Consider the following 17,122-nt stretch of genomic DNA (forward strand, 5'->3'; position numbering starts at 1 on the left):
TTGGTATTAGGTTTTCTAATTATCTACATACTGAAATAAGTAGAATTTCAAATTCTAAAAGTGGATCAGCATCTGTCGATATTCTAATTTTATATTCTAGATCTAGGAAAGCATCAATAACATCCATAATATTTTTTAAACTATATTTTTTTGATAATTTAATAAAATTATTTAAACTATATTGATTAATTCTTGTCTTTTTCATTATATCCTCAAAACTAAATCCTTCTTCCAACAAGAGTTTCACATCTAAAAATTTAGAAAATTGATTACTAAGCATACTAAATATGTAATTAAAATCATTTCCACTAAGTATAAGTTCCCTAAAGCTTACCATAGATTTATTTAAATTCTTATCCAAAACATTATTTATAAGTACAAAAACATTATTCTCCAAACTTTTAGGTATAATATCATCTATATCCTTCCTAGTTACTTCCCTTTCATCCACAAAAAATTTCAATTTCTTAATTTCATTTTCTATGTAAAAAAAATCATTTATAATTATAGAACAAAAATATATAATGAGGTTTTTACTTATATTAACTCTATTTGATAAAAAAATTTTAGAAACTTCTCTATAAAAATTATCGCCCTTTAATTCTTGTATATTACAAATCTGACCAAATTTGGAGAATATCTTTAAATTATCCTTATTTTTATCTTTATTTTCAAATACATAATAAAAAACTATAATACAATACGATGGTAAATTTCCGAGATACTCTTTAAGTTTTGAAATAAACTCCTTATTATCATAATCATTCCTTAAAAATAATGCATTCTCAATAACTATCACTTTTTTATCCTGCATCATCGGAATTGTATCACAACATTCAAAAAAATAATTTATATCAAAACTATTATCAAATTTCATATTAATATAATTAAATTGTTTAAGATCTCGTAATATTAACTTCTTCTCTATACTCTCCAAAAAATTTTTAACAAGCTTTGCATCATAGCTATAAATAAAATAACAATTTTTTATATTACTTACTTCTTTCATCAACAAATCGTAATCTAACATACAACTCCTAAAACATAAAATAATATTTTTGTGGATAAATATCAGAATAATACTTAAAGTTATCTTCTATATTATCTACTTCTATCCTTTTCCCATTAATATGTAAAATAACATTATTATTTTTAAATTCTACCTTAACCATACTATTTAAAAATAAATTCTGTTTATCATTAACATTAGTAAAAACCTTATCTACACCAAGTTTATCAATTAGCTTGTCTGTATCCTTCAAATTCCCATCTAAGTACAAATAACTTCTAGATTTATCTCTAATTATCGCATAATTTTTATCGTAATATTTTCCTATCTCTACGCTAGAGTTAACCGTTGTAATAAACCCAATATAAACAAATAATAATATAACTACTAAATTATTAAAAGCTTTAAATGAAATCTTATTTTTCATAAAATATAACACATACAATAAAATTATAAAAATAATTAAACTGTTCATTAAGTATATACCTTCTGGAGTAACCATCTTTATCAAAATAATTCCCCCATCAATTATATCAAAAATAAGTTTTGTTAAGTAAACAATAATCTCCCTAAGCAGTGGCACAAAATTAAAAAATATAAATATAACACCTAAAATTACTAGCAAACTATAAAATGAAACTAGTAATATATTCGAAAACATAAATCCTAGCTCCAACTTCTTATTTATAATTAAATTAAGGGGTATAATAAAAACTTGAGCACTAAGTATTAGTGAAATAGATTCACATAAAAATTTGGGAAGCCTATATAAATAATCCTTTATCTTCCTATTAAATAACAAAATTCCAAGAGTGGATAAAAATGAATATATAAACCCTAGACTCAAAATCTCATATGGTCTTATAAATAATATAAAACTTCCAGCTACACACAATGCATTAATCCCATCATAATTCTTATGTACTCTATGTGACATTTCCTTAATAAACACCATAGAAAACGCTCTTATTCCTGACACCTTAAATCCAGTAAACATTAAATATATAAATGTCATCAAAATAGAAGGTAAAAAATTTAATATTTTAAATAAAATACCAAAAATTAAATTAATGTGAAAACCTGACACACTCAAAATATGTATAATACCGAGCTCTTTTAAATCATTTTTATAATCCTTGTCCAACTCTGAAGTATCGCCGAACAATAAGCTCGACAATATATTCCCCCGTTCAATTCCAAAACTTCCTATAAATAAATCCCTTATAATTGATCTCATTCCAATGAAAACAGAATAAAAATCATTTTTATACGAATTGATATTGTAATCAGTTATCTCTCCAACTACCCCAATATCATAATAATTATCTTTTTTCACTTTCCCATTTAAATTTAAAATCATTCCAATCTCAACTTCATCTATATTACCAAAATCTCTAATCAAATATTTTTTAGGTTTTATATTTCTTGAAGATACAACTATATCTTTCGATAATTTTTGTGCTACTCTAAAATTTTTACTAGATATGATCTCTTGATTACTGGAATAATATGATAGTATGTTAAAAAAACTAACTACACTCACTATAATTAGAGTTAATTTAAAAAATTTATATATTAAGTTTTTGAGTAAAAATGTAATTAGCATAAGTAATATAAATCCAAATGATATAAAATCATTTTTCATTAATTGGATTCCTAATAAATTAGACAATGCTATTACGGTAAAACAATAAACAAAAAATCTCATAAATCAAATATCCTTCTATTATTTATTATGATAATTCCAAATTTTCAGCTCATTTATTCAAAAAAATAAACCTCCAGAAAATACTTCCAAAGGTTATTTATTTATTTTAAAGATTTAGTCTTAGCTGTAAATATAAACGAAAATATAAAAGATATAAAGATGGCAAAAGTTATCCCAGCAGACACTCCACTAAGTCCTCCAGTTATCACCCCAAAAAGCCCACACTCTTTAACTTTTTCAATAACAGAAGTTCCTAAACTATAACCAAATCCTATTATGGGTATACAGGCTCCACCTGTTGCCTTCTTTATCAAAAAATCATATCCAGGAAATAATGATAAAATATTCCCAAGACAAACCATGAAAACCAAAATATATGCTGGCAATATTTTAAATTTATCCATAAAAATCTGACTGATACCGCATATAATTCCACCAAGCAAAAAACTCCACAAATAATTCATACTATATCATCCCCTGTTATTAAATTCTATGGCAACAGCATGTGCTATTCCAGGCACACTTTCACCTTGAAACGAAGTTGTTGGACTCATTAATGCACCAGTAGAAATTATAAGTATTTTACTAATTTTACCCTCTAGTAATTGCTTATAAAAATAACCTGTAAAAACTGAAGCAGAGCATCCACATCCACTTCCTCCCGAACAAGTATCTTGCCTTCCATTATCATAAATACTTTCACCGCAATCTACATACATTTTCGAAACATCATAACCCAAATCTTTAAGCATAGTTTCTGTGACTTTTCTTCCAAATTTTCCTAGATCCCCTGTAGCAATGCAATCATAGTAACTTGGATCTCTTCCAGTGTCCTGAAGATGCGTGTAAATCGTATCTACTGCTGATGGAGCCATAGCTGCACCCATATTATTCACATCTTTAACTCCATAATCCTTAACTTTACCTGTTGTTATATGCGTAATCTCTGGATAATTCCCTTCTCTTCCAAGAAGAACTGTACCCGCCCCAGTAACAGTCCACTGTGACGTTATTGCCCTTTGACTCCCATATTCCAATGGAAACCTAAATTGCCTCTCTGCAGAACTAAAATGAGATGATGCTCCAGTTACAACATAATCAGCAAATCCTCCATCAATAAACATTGCCCCCAATCCTAAAGACAGAGAAAATGTTGAACAAGCACCATACAATCCTATAAAAGGTATTTTTATTTCACGAGCTGCAAAATTTGAGGATGTTATTTGATTCTGTAAATCCCCACACAACAAATAGTCAATATCATCTTCGGTTAAATTTCCTTTCTTTATACTTTCTGTAATTGAAGTGTATAAAATGCTTGACTCTGCTTTTTCATAAGTTTCTTTACCATTCTTATCATCTTTAAGTGTAATATCAAAATAAGATCCGAGAGGTCCCTCACCCTCTTTAGGTCCCACTACACTAGTTGCAGATATAATTTTTGGTCTATTCTTTAATTCAACTGTTTGCCTACCAATTCGTTTAGTATTATCCATAACTTATCCCTCTCATCTAACCTATAAATTTGCTAAAAACAAAATATATAAATCCTACTAAAACAGATGAAGTAACCCCAAAAGCTATTACAGATCCAGCTATTGTAAACATCTTTACACAAGTCCCAAATACAACACCTTCTTTTTTAAACTCTATAGCTGGAGAAGTCACAGCATTAGCAAATCCAGTTATCGGTACTATACTTCCAGCCCCTGCAAAGTTTGCAATTTTATCATACATACCAATCCCTGTTAAGAATGATCCTATAAATATCATTGTTATAGATCCCAGTGCTCTCACTTGAAGTTCATCTGATATGTAATTAGCATACATCTTGAATAAGAATTCACCCAATATGCAAAATAACCCACCAACAATAAATGCCATAGCAAATCTCTTAATATAATTTGGTTTTGGTTCATTATTTGTTGAATAATCTTTGAAAGTTTTTCTAAGCTTCTTTTCATCAAAACTCAAACTCTTTTCCCTCCACATCTCCAAAATATCTTACATAAATATATTATGGGTGTATTAAAGTATTTTATACTTTACTTTTTTTGTTAACTATATTCATTAATAAAGAGTTTCAAAAATTAATTTTTATTGAATTATGTTTAAATTTATATTATTATATATACAATTAGTTAATTTTCTAATTGTGAGGTGTCTTATGTCAAAGTATTTAAATTTTACAAATGATAAAAATTTAGATTTCAATAACGATAAACACAAAAATGATTTATCAATTGAAATTAATTATTTAAACAAACGTCTTTCTTTTTTAGAAAAAGCAATTCAAAATAAATATTCTGACATTCTATGTCTTGCATCTGAAATTTGTAATGTGCATAATATAAACTTAAAATATGATTTGATTGACATATTAATAAAACACGGTTCTAACCTCTCTAATTACAAATCTGAAAGAAATGATATTAGAGATATAATAAATATTAATAAGAATAAAATAGACAAATCTCAGAATGATATTTCAATGGAAAAAGATATTGAACCACTTATTAACGACATTGACGACAAAAATCCTCATAATTCTGATAATGATGTAAAAGAGAAAACCTCAGAGAATGAATCAAAAATTGCATTAGAAGTTACTGGACAATATAAGGATTCTGAATCCAAAAATACTGAAAATTTTGAAAAAATCGATAATAATATTGAAAATTACGAGAGTACAATAAAAGAAAATGAGTCATTGAATAAAAATAATGGACAAGATAATAAAGAGGATATAAAAGAAAAGGAAATCGAAACTAACCATAAAAGTAAAATAGATATAGCTCGTGAAAAAATTCTAAATAATCTTAATAGGCTTATTTCATACAAAGAAAATACATTTAATGATTTAATTGAAATGATAGATTTTAATACAAATTCCAATTCTGATAAAACAAATTTAAGTAAATTTATTGAATGTCTAGAAAGTCAAATAGTTGAACTTAATCAATATAAAGAGAATATTCTGAAAAATTATTCTCTAAGTAAATCAATAGAATTAGGATCAAATGGAAAGATCACTTTCTCAAGAGTATTTATTGAAAAAGAACGTTTAATTGACAAAAATAAGGACGAGTATATAAAAACTGTTAATGAAATGTATGAATTATATTCAGAATTTGTTGATACTTATCTAAATAATATTAGTTCAATGAAATCTCATCTTAGTCATGAGAAAATCACTTCAATACAAAATAATTGTGCCAAAGTTATATATGATTTAAAATTAATAAGAACCCTTTATTCATCTCTAGATAAAATAAAGAGTGTATAGAACTTAGTTCTCTACACTCTTTTTATATTGGTAATGTATTTTACGATTAAACTCTATAATCCTTCTTATAACTTCATCAATACTTTCTTTCACTATATACGTCTTTCCATTTAATAAAATCAACGCAGTTTCTGGTATAAGTTCTATTCTTTCAATTTCATTTGAATTCAAATAAAATACGACATCATTTGTTCTCGTAAGCTTAATCATATAAACCCTCCTTTAACCCTCCTCTAAATATAAGTTTTACAAATTTTAATCTATATATTCCTTTCCATCAACTCTTATAACCTTATCAAGTGTTACTGTCCGTAGCTCATTAGTTGTATTAACTCTTACACTAAGTTTAATCATATAATCCTCAACTACTATTCCTTCAACTCTACCTATCATAGTTTCATATAGTTGTCCATTATTCTCATATGTCACAGTTTCCCCATTTGCTTTTCTTCCGGCTTGAATATCTTGCTCAAGTATAGCTTCCAATTCATCCATATCCCCTTCCTCATTTACTAAATCATCTACTCCTGATTCTGATTCATTCGTTATTACATCATCTTCAAATTCTTCATCATTACTTGAAGAAATAAATTCTATTTCTTTATTTATCATCGAGGAACCAACAAGCATTGCCATATTATTATTTATATAATCAAGCCTATTATCTTGTACATCAATAACATTCATAACATCATCTCTTTCAAAATCCCCGATTACAAATTCACCTTTATCATTCATATATTCAACATTAACAATTATTTTTGACCCACTTTGAGCAACTCCTCTTACGATACCAGTAATTGCATTTCCATTATTATCGTAAGAATTAAGCATAACACCTTGTCCTAATAATGATCTAGCTGAATATTCACTCATAGTAGTATTTAAGTTAGACATTTGTTCCATAGCTGCAAATTGTGCAAATTGAGAAACATATTCAGTACCATCTTGTGGTTGAGTTGGATCTTGATTAGACATCTGTGTTGCCAATATTCTTAAAAATGCGTCTTTATTCATATCTTCCCCAGGTTGTACAATCTTTGTTCCCTTCTCAGTATACTGCCCATTATAAACATTATTTGATCTAGTTTCTGCTCTTGACAATCCCGAATTATCATCCTCATTACCTGAAACCGTATTAATTTCATTATTAGTACTGGTTTTCTTTTGAATCTCTTCAACTAATTCATTAAATAAATTGTCATTAGTATTGCTTGGACTACCTATATTCATAGATTTATTTTTAGTAATCAATGGTATTTGAATATTATTATTGATATTTATCATAATTCTTTTACCTCAACTTAAACTAAAATTCCTTTTCTCAAATCTCTATTATCATCATTATTAATTCCTTCATCCTCAATTTTTATAGTTGGAGTCTTAGACGTACTAGAATTAGAATTATCACTATCTTTATTACCTCTTCCATCATTTGGATTAAATCCAAATTCTTGAAGATCAACTTGTATATTCTCCAAATTTATATTGTGTACTTCTTTTATCATATTTCTTATATCTAATATCGTTGTTTCCATAAATTTTACTGCATCTTGATTTTCAACTTTTATCATAAGCCTAATATTATCTTTGACCACTTCATACTTTATATCCATTCTTCCCAAATGATCAGGATTGAGTTTAACAATCATTTGATTTTTATTATTTGATGACATATACTCTATATTTTCAATAAATTCTTTAACAAACTTTTGGTGGTTTGATGAATCCAATACTTTATTGAGACTCAAATTTTGAATTTCCCCAGAATTATTTCTAAATACATTTACAAAATAGTTATCAATATTTTTATTAATTTGTACATCTCCAGAAATTTCTTTCAATATCGCATCATCATTATTAATTTTATCTCCAATTTTTCTTACCTCATTAAGATTACTAGCATTTTCAAATTTTCGATCTATAATATTATTAGAATCTCTTGAATAATCAATGGATATTTCAGTATTTAATTTTGTATTAAGTTTAATATTGATTTCATTTTCTATATTCTTAACTAATTCCTTATCTTCCAATAAAAATCCCTCAAAATTAATTTCTTCCAAAAGTTGATTTCCAAAATTATTTTCCCCTATTTTATCAAATTCATTCTTTACCAAACTCTTAAATCCTTCAATATTTCCCATAATTCTTTGTATAATTTCCTGATTTGAAATATCTTTTGATTCAATTTTATTTAAATCAAATCCAATCTCAACTAAAATATTTTTCATAACCTCCTGATTACTATTATCTAAATCTATATCTGTTAAATTTTTATTTTGTATTTTCTCAGCTGTAAAATTATAATCAGAAAATTTAAGATCGGAATTGCTTAATTCATGTTCAAAATCAATCAACCTTGAATTTTTCATTTTTTCACTATACACTTCTACTCTTGACATATCTCTAATTAATTTTGTATTGTCAAGTTCAACATTGTTATTTTCTTCATTTTCTCCAATAACAAAATCCTCATTAAACTCAAAAAAATTTCTCTGAACATCAATCTCTTCTGATCCTAAAATATTTAGTATACTTAAAATAACTTGTAATGATTGTTTATCAGCTTCATCTAAACTATCATATAAAGTTTCTACATGATTTTTAGGTTCTATTTTTTGCTTAATATTTGAGGAATCTTGATCTTGTAGATTAATAGACTCATTAAACGAATCTTTAAAATTACTGATCTCCGAATCATTTTTAACGTTTTTATTACTTTGTTTTACTCCATTTTGTTTAACTACTCCACAATTTAAATTATCTATCTTCATTCTCTTCCTCCTCCTTTTTATCCTCATTATCTTCAAAATATTCAATTTCATCTTCTTTATTTAAATCTTTATAATACATATTTAAGGATAACTCATCTAGAAAATCTTGTTCTTCCTTATCTTGCTCATGTAAAAATTCTGAATACTCTTTATCCTTTAGCTTATCTAAAATACTTCTATCCTTCTTTTTCTTCTTATAATCCTCAAATCTATACTCATATTCTTTACTCATTTTTTCTTTCTCTTTTTCGTTATATCGAATTGAATTTTCCAAGAAATAAGCATAGTTACTTCTTATAATTTCATCAACACGAGTTGTGCAAGTTGCAAATGCATTTTTTTTGTATAATTCATTTAAAGTTTCAATATTATCATCAATAATTTTTATTCTAGTGCTAATATCTGTAAATTTCTGAGATGCCTCTTTTTCAAGCCCTAACCTCATATTAAGCAATTTATTAAGCGAATACTTAAACCTTTTCATAACAATCACTACCTTAAATTAAATTATTAAATATTCCCTTCAATATAGTTAAATTTTGTTCATAACTAGTGAATTCAGTTGTGCTTTGTTTTAAATATTCATTTATTTGATTAATATATTGAATAGCCTTATCTATATCTGGATTACTCCCATGAACATATGCTCCAATATTTATTAAATCTTCAGCATCTTGATATACTGCGAGTAAATTTCTAACAGTTCCCGCTAACTGTTTATGTTCATCAGATGTTATCTTAGACATAAGTCTACTAACACTCTTTAATACATCAATAGCTGGATAATGGTTCTTATGTGCTAAAGCTCTTGATAATACAATATGTCCATCCAATATTCCTCTTACCGTATCTGCTATCGGATCATTCATATCATCGCCATCAACAAGTACAGTATAAAATGCTGTAATAGCCCCACTTTCAGAAGGTCCTGTCCTTTCTAAAAGTTTAGGAAGAAGTGCAAAGACTGATGGAGTATAACCTTTTGTTGCCGGTGGTTCACCAATAGCTAATCCAACCTCTCTTTGTGCCATAGCAAATCTCGTTACAGAATCCATCATTAAAATTACATTTTTCCCTTGTTCTCTAAAATACTCTGCAATTGCTGTTGTAACAAGTGATGCTTTAAACCTTATAAGTGCAGGTTCATCAGATGTAGCACACACTACAACAGACTTTCTAAGTCCTTCCTCACCCAAATCATGATATATAAATTCCTTAAGTTCACGACCTCTCTCACCAATAAGTCCAATCACATTCACATCTGCAGATGCATTCCTTGCAAGCATACCCATCAAAGTGCTTTTACCAACTCCAGATCCTGCAAATATTCCAACTCTCTGACCAACACCACAAGTAAGAGTTCCATCAATCACTCTCACACCTGTCTGCATTATCTCTGTAATTTCCCTTCTTTTCATAGCGATAGGTGGTTTATTATCTATCGTGAACTCTGTGTAATTTTCAGGTGATCTACCTATTTGAACTCTTCCAAGTCCATCCAAAACACAGCCCAATAATTCATCTGAAATTTTAACAGTCAATAATTTTTTAGTAGCAATAACTTTGCTACCTGTAGAAATTCCTCTCACATCTCCAAAAGGCATCAATATACTTCTTTCTTGATTAATTCCAACAACCTCACATTCTATCCGCTCATTGTACTCATTATATATGTAACAAATTTCCCCAACAAATGGAATTATACCCTCCGCCTCTATAGTCAATCCAACTAAACGCTTAACTCTGCCTTCTTCATAAATTGTTTCGATCCTCTCAAGAGAATTTTTCATTTTCCTAAAATCTATAAACATACTTAATTAATCCTCACTAAAAATTATCTTTCTTAAAATTTCTATATTTTCGTTGACATCATACTTTATAATCCCACCATTTCTTTCAATCAAAAACTCTCCTTTATCTATATCTTTGCTAATTACAACATGAAAATCTCCAAGAATTCCAGCTTTCTCTTTCAAAACATGAACCTCTTCACTTATTCCTTTATAATTAATTTCGTTACACTTTATAATTACAGGCATCTTATCTTTTATATTTTTTATACATTCATAGATTATATCATTTAATATTTTTTCATCATTCAATTGCCTTCTAATTATTTTAGAAACCATGGTAAATATCATATTTTTAATTTCATTTTCTTTCGCTACTATAAATTCCTCTGCTTCTTTTTTAGCATTTTCATAAAAAAGCATAGCATCACTTAATATTTTATCTTTTTCGATTTTAACTTCTTCCATAGCTTTAGCTTTTCCTTCTTCGAAACCTTCTTTATATCCTTGTACTTTACTCGCAACTCTTTGACGAACTACTTCAACTTGTGCATTTTCGATCATATCAGCAAAAATCTTAGATGATTCCTTCTTGGCTTTAGCTATCAACATATCACTTATTTTTTTAAATTTTAAAATTTCATCTCTTCTAACTCTATAAGTTTTCGTCCTTATACGCTTAATTATTTCATTATTAGTTTTAATTTCTCTTGATATATTATTCTGTGTACTATAAGCATCATATATATTAGGACTTATAATCGTTTTTGTAGAACGTGAAGAATTCTTATTATTGCCACTACGGATAATATTTTTATTTGAACTATTGAATAATGTCATCGTCTCCTCCTCGAACAATTAATATTTCACCTTGCTCATCTAACTTTCTAATCTGAGAAACAATAACTTGTTGAGCTTTCTCAACATCAGACAACTTAACAGGACCCATATATTCAATCTCTTCACGAACATTTTCTGCTGCACCCTTTGATAAATTGCTAAAAATAAGTTCTTTAACTGAGTCACTACTACCTTTAAGTGCAAGGGCTAAATCTTTCTGATCTATACTCCTTAAAACTTTTTGTATATCTTCAGATCCCAAAGTCACAATATCTTCAAACACAAACATAGATGCTCTTAATTTTTCAGCAAGCTCTTTATCATGATTTTCAAGTCCAGATGTAATATTTCTTTCTGTGTTTCTATCAACTCTGTTGAGCATATCAACAAGCGACTCAATTCCACCAATAACTGTCGCTTCAGGTTTCACAAAATTTGATAACTTATATTCCAAAACCCTCTCAACTTCCTTAACAGCATATGGAGAAGTATTTCTAATTGTAGCAACTCTGTATGCCACATCATTTTGCAGATTATCAGGCAAACAACTCAAAATTTGTGCTGCTTTTTCAGGTTGAATATAACATAAGACTAAAGCAATCGTCTGTGGATGTTCATCAATTATAATATTTAATAATTGATTTGGATCAGCTTTCCGTGCAATAGTAAAAGGTCTATATATATCTGTTGCTTCCTTTATCTTATCTAAAATTTCAATAGCCTTATCTGACCCAAGAGCCTTACTCAAAATATTCTTAGCATAATGAAATCCACCTTCAAGTAAAAACTCTTTTGCCTTATTCATTTCTATAAATTCATGTAAGATATCTTTTCTTTCTTCAATTGTTACCGAATTTATAGTTGCTATTTCAAAAGAAATCTTATTTATTTCATCCTCATTTAAAAACTTCATTATTTCTGAGGCTACTTCTGAACCCAAGGTTATCAGTAAAATTGCTGTTTTTTGAACTCCCGAAATTTTCTTTTTCAAAAGCATCCCCTCCCATTATATTATCTTGTGTAAAATTTATATTTTTAAGCATAGTTTAAACAAATAAAAAACTTCTATCACATTATTTCGTGATAGAAGCTATAGATTTACTTCCCTATTTCCAGTGCTTTCATAAATATTTGTTTATTGGCATTAAAGTTATCAGCATTAGATTCATAAGACCTTGTTGCCAAAATCATTTCAGCCATCTCATTTAATATATTAACATTACTTCCTTCAACAAATCCTTCTTCATTTGCATAGGGATGTGTAGGATCCAAAATCATCTTAGATGGTGCATTGTCCTCCATTATTTTTGAAACTTTAACACCTCTAAATTTATCCAAACCAAACATTGAGCTTTCTAAATGCTCTTGAAACACTGCAATTTTACGTTTATATGCCTCCGTTTTATCTGTTTTGATGGAATTATAATTTGCAATATTTGACGAAATTAAATCCATTCTCATTCTTTCAGCAGCAAGTCCACTTGCACTAATCCTCATAGCTCTAAAAGCATTATTAAGCATAAGTCATCTCCTTTCATACTTTATCTTCCACCTATAATTGTTGAAAGACTTTGATATTTACCGTTTATAGCTGAAACTAAAGTATTATACATCAATGTATTTGCAGCTTGATTAGCCTTTTCTATGTCCAAATCAACATTATTACCATCATTTCTCATAATTGTTGAAGTATCTTGTACAATATCATAATGTTCATTCCCAATCTTCATATGTTTATCATTAGTTGTCTTAAATCCAACTCTCGGTATTTCAAAATTCAAATATTTTTCAAACACAACATCAGAACGTTTAAAATCTTTAGTATTAACATTAACTAAATTATTAGATATAACATCCTTCCTTACAGAAGAAACATCTAAAGCAGTTCTTAACAACTGATACATATTAGACTCCCCCAAGCTATTTTATTTATATAATTTACCCAAAACACCTATTAAATCATTAGGTAAATAAATTGTCTTACTCATATTTTTAATATTAGCTTCAGTCAACATTAACGTCCTAGAAAATTCAAGCATCTCTAAAGCAACATCAGCATCTTCTATTTTACTTTTAGCTCCCGTAACAACTTCTTCTATTGATTCTGATTGCTCAATTTTATCTTCAAAAGTTGCACTTATAGCTCCGAGTTTAGTTCTTGCATTAATAATTTGAGATGTAGCATTGTCTATTTTCTCCAAATTTAAACCAATATCATCTTGAACATTCATACCATTGAGCCCCAAATTTTCAATAGATAAATTAAATGATGGTATTTCAGCAAACTCCCCAGAATTTCCAGTTGTTAATACACTTATTAATTCTGGATTACTGTTATCAGTAACATCCTTATTACCTAAAATATTTATTTCATTAAATGAAAAATGTTCAATATCATAACTCATACCCTCAAGAATACTATTAACCTCATTCTGAATAATATCCTTTTCATCACCCTGTATGCTCCCATTTCCTAAACTAATAGTTATCTCCTTGAGTCTTGTAACTCTATCATTAAGAGAACCCATAACACTATCTGCAGACTGAATCATACTTACAGTATCTTGTATATTTCTTCTTGAACTTTGATAACCTCTAATTTCCTTTTCAAAATTTGCAAGCTTAGAAATTCTACTGGGATTATCTTTTGCAGAATTAATTTGTTTCCCAGTTGATATATTTTTTATACTTTTTGAATGATCCGAAATAGTTTTTTTATAAGTCATAAATGTTTTCATAGCATTAGAATTAAAAGTCAACTTCATATTAAAACTCCTCATCTACCAAAAATTAAACACTTCTTAATTTTGATTGCCATTTAAACAAAATATATTTCAGTTCATACTTAAGTATTTGGCTACAAAGCTCGTAATCATCATTACTAAAAGCATCCCCAAAACTCTCAAGTGCAAACCTCAAATCAGTTTCTTCTGAAAATATTCTTAAATTCAATTGTTCATTTTCTTTTATAAATTTAACCAACAATTCTAATTGCTCTCCAAATTCAGCAACATAAGTCTTTGTAATTTCAATATTTTCATTCTTAACAAGAATATCATATACCTGATCCAAAAAATAAGACAATTGAAGTAAATAATTATTACATTCTTCAATAATATCATTATTTAAATTTACCATAATAATTGTTCTCCCATTAATAATATGTTCATTTTTTCGTTAATTATTTCGTGTATCTACGAAAAAAAATAATATATATACTTTTTTAATAACATAGATAACAAATATTTAATATTTGTTATATCAATTTAAACAAAATTATATTAATAGTAATATTGATTAATTTTAATAAGGAGTTTTTTATAAATGGAAAATGGTTTTTTAAAAGAGTTTATAATGATATCCTCTTTTAACACACTTGCATGGTTAATAGTACTAATATTACTTTTTACACTCATGCTTTTTCTTAAAAAGAAACCTATAAACTTCTCAAACAGAATGTTTATAGGTACAGGTTTAGGAATAATTTTAGGATTCGCAATTCAATTTGCAGCTAAATTCCCTAAAAACCCACTTGAAATAACATGGATAAATGAATCCACTAAATGGTTTTCTTTATTTGGGAATGGTTTTATAGATCTAATTAGAATGATTGTAATCCCACTGATTATAATCTCAATCATTCATATAATAATCAGCATGAAAAAAGATGCAAAAATAAAACAACTGACAATTTATACATTAGTAACTCTACTTTCAACTGTTGCTATCTCTGCAGTTGTAGGATTCATAATTTCATACGTATTTAAAATAGGATTAAACTCAACTATAGCTTCTGGATCATCTGATATAAAAGAAGTGCAATCATTAATTGACATATTTAGAAACTTGATTCCAAAAAATCCAATAGAATCCATGGCTAGCTCGAATGTTATTGCTGTTGTTATATTTTCAATTTTTATAGGCACAGCTGCAAAAAAAATGGGAAAAATATATGCAAAAACAATGGAAACATTTAACAAACTGATCGAGGCTTCTCACAAAATAATAGTTAGCATAACAATGAGCATAATAAATTTAATGCCTTATGCTATAATTCCATTATTAGCTAATACAATTGCCCAACGTGGAATTAAATCAATTTTAGATGTTATACTATTTATAGTTGCTTTATATATAGCAGTAATTATAATGTTCTTAGTTCATATGATTCTATTGTCTGTATTTGGATTCAATCCCATTACTTATATCAAAAAAGCCATTCCTGTACTTATACTAGCATTCACATCTAGATCAAGTCTTGGATGCTTACCTGTAACTATTGAAACACTTGAATCTATGGGATGCAATTCATCAACTTCAACTTTTGTTTCTAGTCTAGGTTCAACAACAGGAATGAATGGATGTGCTGGTATTTTCCCTGCAATGCTTATAATAATGATATCAAATATCACTGATTATCCAATAAACTTAGGATTTATGATAATGGCTTTACTCGTTGTAACAATTAGTTCCATTGGTATAGCTGGCGTTCCTGGTACAGCAACAACAAGTGCATCAATAAATCTTTCAGCTGTTGGACTAGGCCAATATTTTGACTTAACAAGTCCTATACTTGCTGTTGATCCAATCTTAGACATGGCTAGGACGATGCTAAACATAAATGGTGTTTTAACAACTTCTCTAATTGTAGATAAAAATTTAAAACAAATAGATATGAATAAATTCAAAGATATGAATGCTAAAATAGATGGTTCATTTATGTAAAATAAAAAGACAGGAATATATTCCTGTCTTTATTTATCTATGTATTTAATAACTTTAGCTGGAATTCCAGCAACAATAGAATTACTTGGCACATCTTTATTAACAACAGATCCTGCTGCTACAATAGATCCATCATTAACTTTAACGCCAGGTAATATTGTTGACCTAGAACCAATCCAAACGTTCTTACCTATCTTAATCGGAGCTGAATGAAGTATTTCCCTCCTATTTGGATCAAAATCGTGATTCAATGTAGCTAAAATTACATTATGACCAACTAAAACACCATCATCTATATAAATTCCACCCTGATCCTGAAAACAACAACACGAGTTTATAAAAACATTTCTACCAATATTTATATTCTTACCAAAATCAGTATAAAATGGTGGAAATAACATAAAAGTATCATCAACTTTTTTTCCAATTAATCTCGAAAACAATTCAATAATTTCTTCTTTAGTATGATAAGTATAATTAAGATCACTCATTATCTTCCTAGAATGATCATTTACTTCCATCATTAAATTATACATTTCCATCCCACGTATATTATCACCATTTTTGACTTTTTTAAAAAACTCATCTAACTCCATTTTATAAATTCTTCTATTTTAAATCGTTTTCTTTCATCCTTTTATAAACATCTATAAACTCATTAGCAATAATTTTAAATCCTTCAGCACTCATCAATTGATCCTCAGCATGCATCAAAATCAAACTAAAAGGAAATTCTTCATGATTAGCTTCCATTTGTATTAATCCAGCATGTGCCTTATGTCCTGAATTAAATGCCTCTATACCATCATTTATTAAATTTTCGGCCATTTTAAAATCGAACTTTTTTGCATAAGAAATAGCCTCAATATAGCACGATCTAGCAGTTCCCACATTAGATATTATTTCAAAACTCTTCAATTCTAAATCTTTCATTGTGGTTAATCCTCCATTTTTTATAAACAAAACTTACAACAAATATCAAATCAA

General features: G+C 27.8%; 20 protein-coding genes. 2 read left to right on the plus strand and 18 right to left on the minus strand.

The annotated features are described in order from the left end of the window. Positions 1-19: 19 nt before the first annotated feature. The 5 genes from holA to spoVAC form a co-directional block, all read right to left on the minus strand. Positions 20-1,030, minus strand: coding sequence for a DNA polymerase III subunit delta (holA, locus tag SFBMNL_RS04975; RefSeq protein WP_042294720.1), 1,011 nt, complete (start codon positions 1,028-1,030; stop codon positions 20-22). A gap of 7 nt (positions 1,031-1,037) precedes the next feature. Beyond that, positions 1,038-2,717, minus strand: coding sequence for a ComEC/Rec2 family competence protein (locus tag SFBMNL_RS04980; RefSeq protein ID WP_042294721.1), 1,680 nt, complete (start codon positions 2,715-2,717; stop codon positions 1,038-1,040). A 101-nt stretch (positions 2,718-2,818) separates the two neighbouring features. Next, a complete protein-coding gene (locus SFBMNL_RS04985; RefSeq protein WP_005805944.1) occupies positions 2,819-3,181 on the minus strand; it encodes a SpoVA/SpoVAEb family sporulation membrane protein in 363 nt (120 codons plus the stop codon). Between the two features lie 6 nt (positions 3,182-3,187). After that, complete coding sequence (gene spoVAD, locus SFBMNL_RS04990; RefSeq protein ID WP_005805942.1) at positions 3,188-4,213, minus strand: stage V sporulation protein AD; 1,026 nt, start codon at positions 4,211-4,213, stop codon at positions 3,188-3,190. A gap of 16 nt (positions 4,214-4,229) precedes the next feature. Continuing rightward, positions 4,230-4,691, minus strand: a complete 462-nt coding sequence (gene spoVAC, locus SFBMNL_RS04995; protein ID WP_007439929.1) for a stage V sporulation protein AC — start codon at positions 4,689-4,691, stop codon at positions 4,230-4,232. 193 nt (positions 4,692-4,884) lie between these two features. Here spoVAC and SFBMNL_RS05000 point away from each other — a divergent pair, with 193 nt between their 5' ends. Then, positions 4,885-6,003, plus strand: coding sequence for a hypothetical protein (locus tag SFBMNL_RS05000; RefSeq protein ID WP_042294722.1), 1,119 nt, complete (start codon positions 4,885-4,887; stop codon positions 6,001-6,003). Between the two features lie 3 nt (positions 6,004-6,006). Here the strand turns inward: SFBMNL_RS05000 and SFBMNL_RS05005 are convergent, their stop codons facing one another. The 11 genes from SFBMNL_RS05005 to SFBMNL_RS05055 all read right to left on the minus strand — a co-directional run bounded on the left by SFBMNL_RS05005 (position 6,007) and on the right by SFBMNL_RS05055 (position 14,548). Beyond that, on the minus strand, positions 6,007-6,213 hold the full coding sequence (locus tag SFBMNL_RS05005; protein WP_042294723.1) for a flagellar FlbD family protein: 207 nt from the start codon (positions 6,211-6,213) through the stop codon (positions 6,007-6,009). A 45-nt stretch (positions 6,214-6,258) separates the two neighbouring features. Beyond that, the gene (locus SFBMNL_RS05010) at positions 6,259-7,290 is read right to left on the minus strand and encodes a flagellar hook assembly protein FlgD (protein ID WP_005805933.1); all 1,032 of its coding nucleotides are present in this window, start codon (positions 7,288-7,290) and stop codon (positions 6,259-6,261) included. 17 nt (positions 7,291-7,307) lie between these two features. After that, positions 7,308-8,780 carry a flagellar hook-length control protein FliK gene (locus SFBMNL_RS05015; RefSeq protein ID WP_005805931.1) on the minus strand — a complete coding sequence of 491 codons (1,473 nt, stop codon included), beginning with the start codon at positions 8,778-8,780 and terminating at the stop codon, positions 7,308-7,310. Beyond that, a complete protein-coding gene (locus SFBMNL_RS05020; protein WP_007442523.1) occupies positions 8,767-9,264 on the minus strand; it encodes a flagellar export protein FliJ in 498 nt (165 codons plus the stop codon). Before SFBMNL_RS05020 ends, SFBMNL_RS05015 begins: the two co-directional genes overlap by 14 nt. A gap of 13 nt (positions 9,265-9,277) precedes the next feature. Then, a complete protein-coding gene (gene fliI / locus SFBMNL_RS05025) occupies positions 9,278-10,591 on the minus strand; it encodes a flagellar protein export ATPase FliI (protein WP_014017978.1) in 1,314 nt (437 codons plus the stop codon). A 6-nt stretch (positions 10,592-10,597) separates the two neighbouring features. Beyond that, a complete protein-coding gene (locus tag SFBMNL_RS05030; protein ID WP_005805924.1) occupies positions 10,598-11,410 on the minus strand; it encodes a FliH/SctL family protein in 813 nt (270 codons plus the stop codon). Continuing rightward, positions 11,394-12,407 carry a flagellar motor switch protein FliG gene (fliG, locus tag SFBMNL_RS05035; RefSeq protein WP_042294724.1) on the minus strand — a complete coding sequence of 338 codons (1,014 nt, stop codon included), beginning with the start codon at positions 12,405-12,407 and terminating at the stop codon, positions 11,394-11,396. Before fliG ends, SFBMNL_RS05030 begins: the two co-directional genes overlap by 17 nt. Before the next feature lie 101 nt (positions 12,408-12,508). Beyond that, entirely contained in the window at positions 12,509-12,931 is a 423-nt protein-coding gene (gene flgC, locus SFBMNL_RS05040; RefSeq protein WP_005805921.1) for a flagellar basal body rod protein FlgC, read from the minus strand. 20 nt (positions 12,932-12,951) lie between these two features. Next, positions 12,952-13,314 carry a flagellar basal body rod protein FlgB gene (gene flgB / locus SFBMNL_RS05045; RefSeq protein WP_005805919.1) on the minus strand — a complete coding sequence of 121 codons (363 nt, stop codon included), beginning with the start codon at positions 13,312-13,314 and terminating at the stop codon, positions 12,952-12,954. Positions 13,315-13,335: 21 nt separating this feature from the next. Next, positions 13,336-14,175: a flagellin gene (locus SFBMNL_RS05050; RefSeq protein WP_042294725.1), complete on the minus strand. Its 840-nt coding sequence runs from the start codon at positions 14,173-14,175 to the stop codon at positions 13,336-13,338. A 25-nt stretch (positions 14,176-14,200) separates the two neighbouring features. Next, the gene (locus SFBMNL_RS05055) at positions 14,201-14,548 is read right to left on the minus strand and encodes a hypothetical protein (protein ID WP_042294726.1); all 348 of its coding nucleotides are present in this window, start codon (positions 14,546-14,548) and stop codon (positions 14,201-14,203) included. A gap of 318 nt (positions 14,549-14,866) precedes the next feature. On the opposite strand from SFBMNL_RS05055, the gene SFBMNL_RS05060 reads away from it, so the two are divergent. Continuing rightward, on the plus strand, positions 14,867-16,135 hold the full coding sequence (locus SFBMNL_RS05060; protein ID WP_242838799.1) for a cation:dicarboxylate symporter family transporter: 1,269 nt from the start codon (positions 14,867-14,869) through the stop codon (positions 16,133-16,135). A 29-nt stretch (positions 16,136-16,164) separates the two neighbouring features. On the opposite strand, the gene SFBMNL_RS05065 is transcribed toward SFBMNL_RS05060, so the two are convergent. Beyond that, positions 16,165-16,731 (minus strand): DapH/DapD/GlmU-related protein, encoded by a 567-nt coding sequence (locus SFBMNL_RS05065; protein WP_042294728.1) that lies wholly within the window; start codon positions 16,729-16,731, stop codon positions 16,165-16,167. A 13-nt stretch (positions 16,732-16,744) separates the two neighbouring features. Continuing rightward, positions 16,745-17,068, minus strand: a complete 324-nt coding sequence (locus tag SFBMNL_RS05070; protein ID WP_042294729.1) for a PTS lactose/cellobiose transporter subunit IIA — start codon at positions 17,066-17,068, stop codon at positions 16,745-16,747. Between the last annotated feature and the right edge of the window lie 54 nt (positions 17,069-17,122).

Source organism: Candidatus Arthromitus sp. SFB-mouse-NL (assembly GCF_000709435.1).
In the GTDB taxonomy this organism is placed as follows: domain Bacteria; phylum Bacillota; class Clostridia; order Clostridiales; family Clostridiaceae; genus Dwaynesavagella.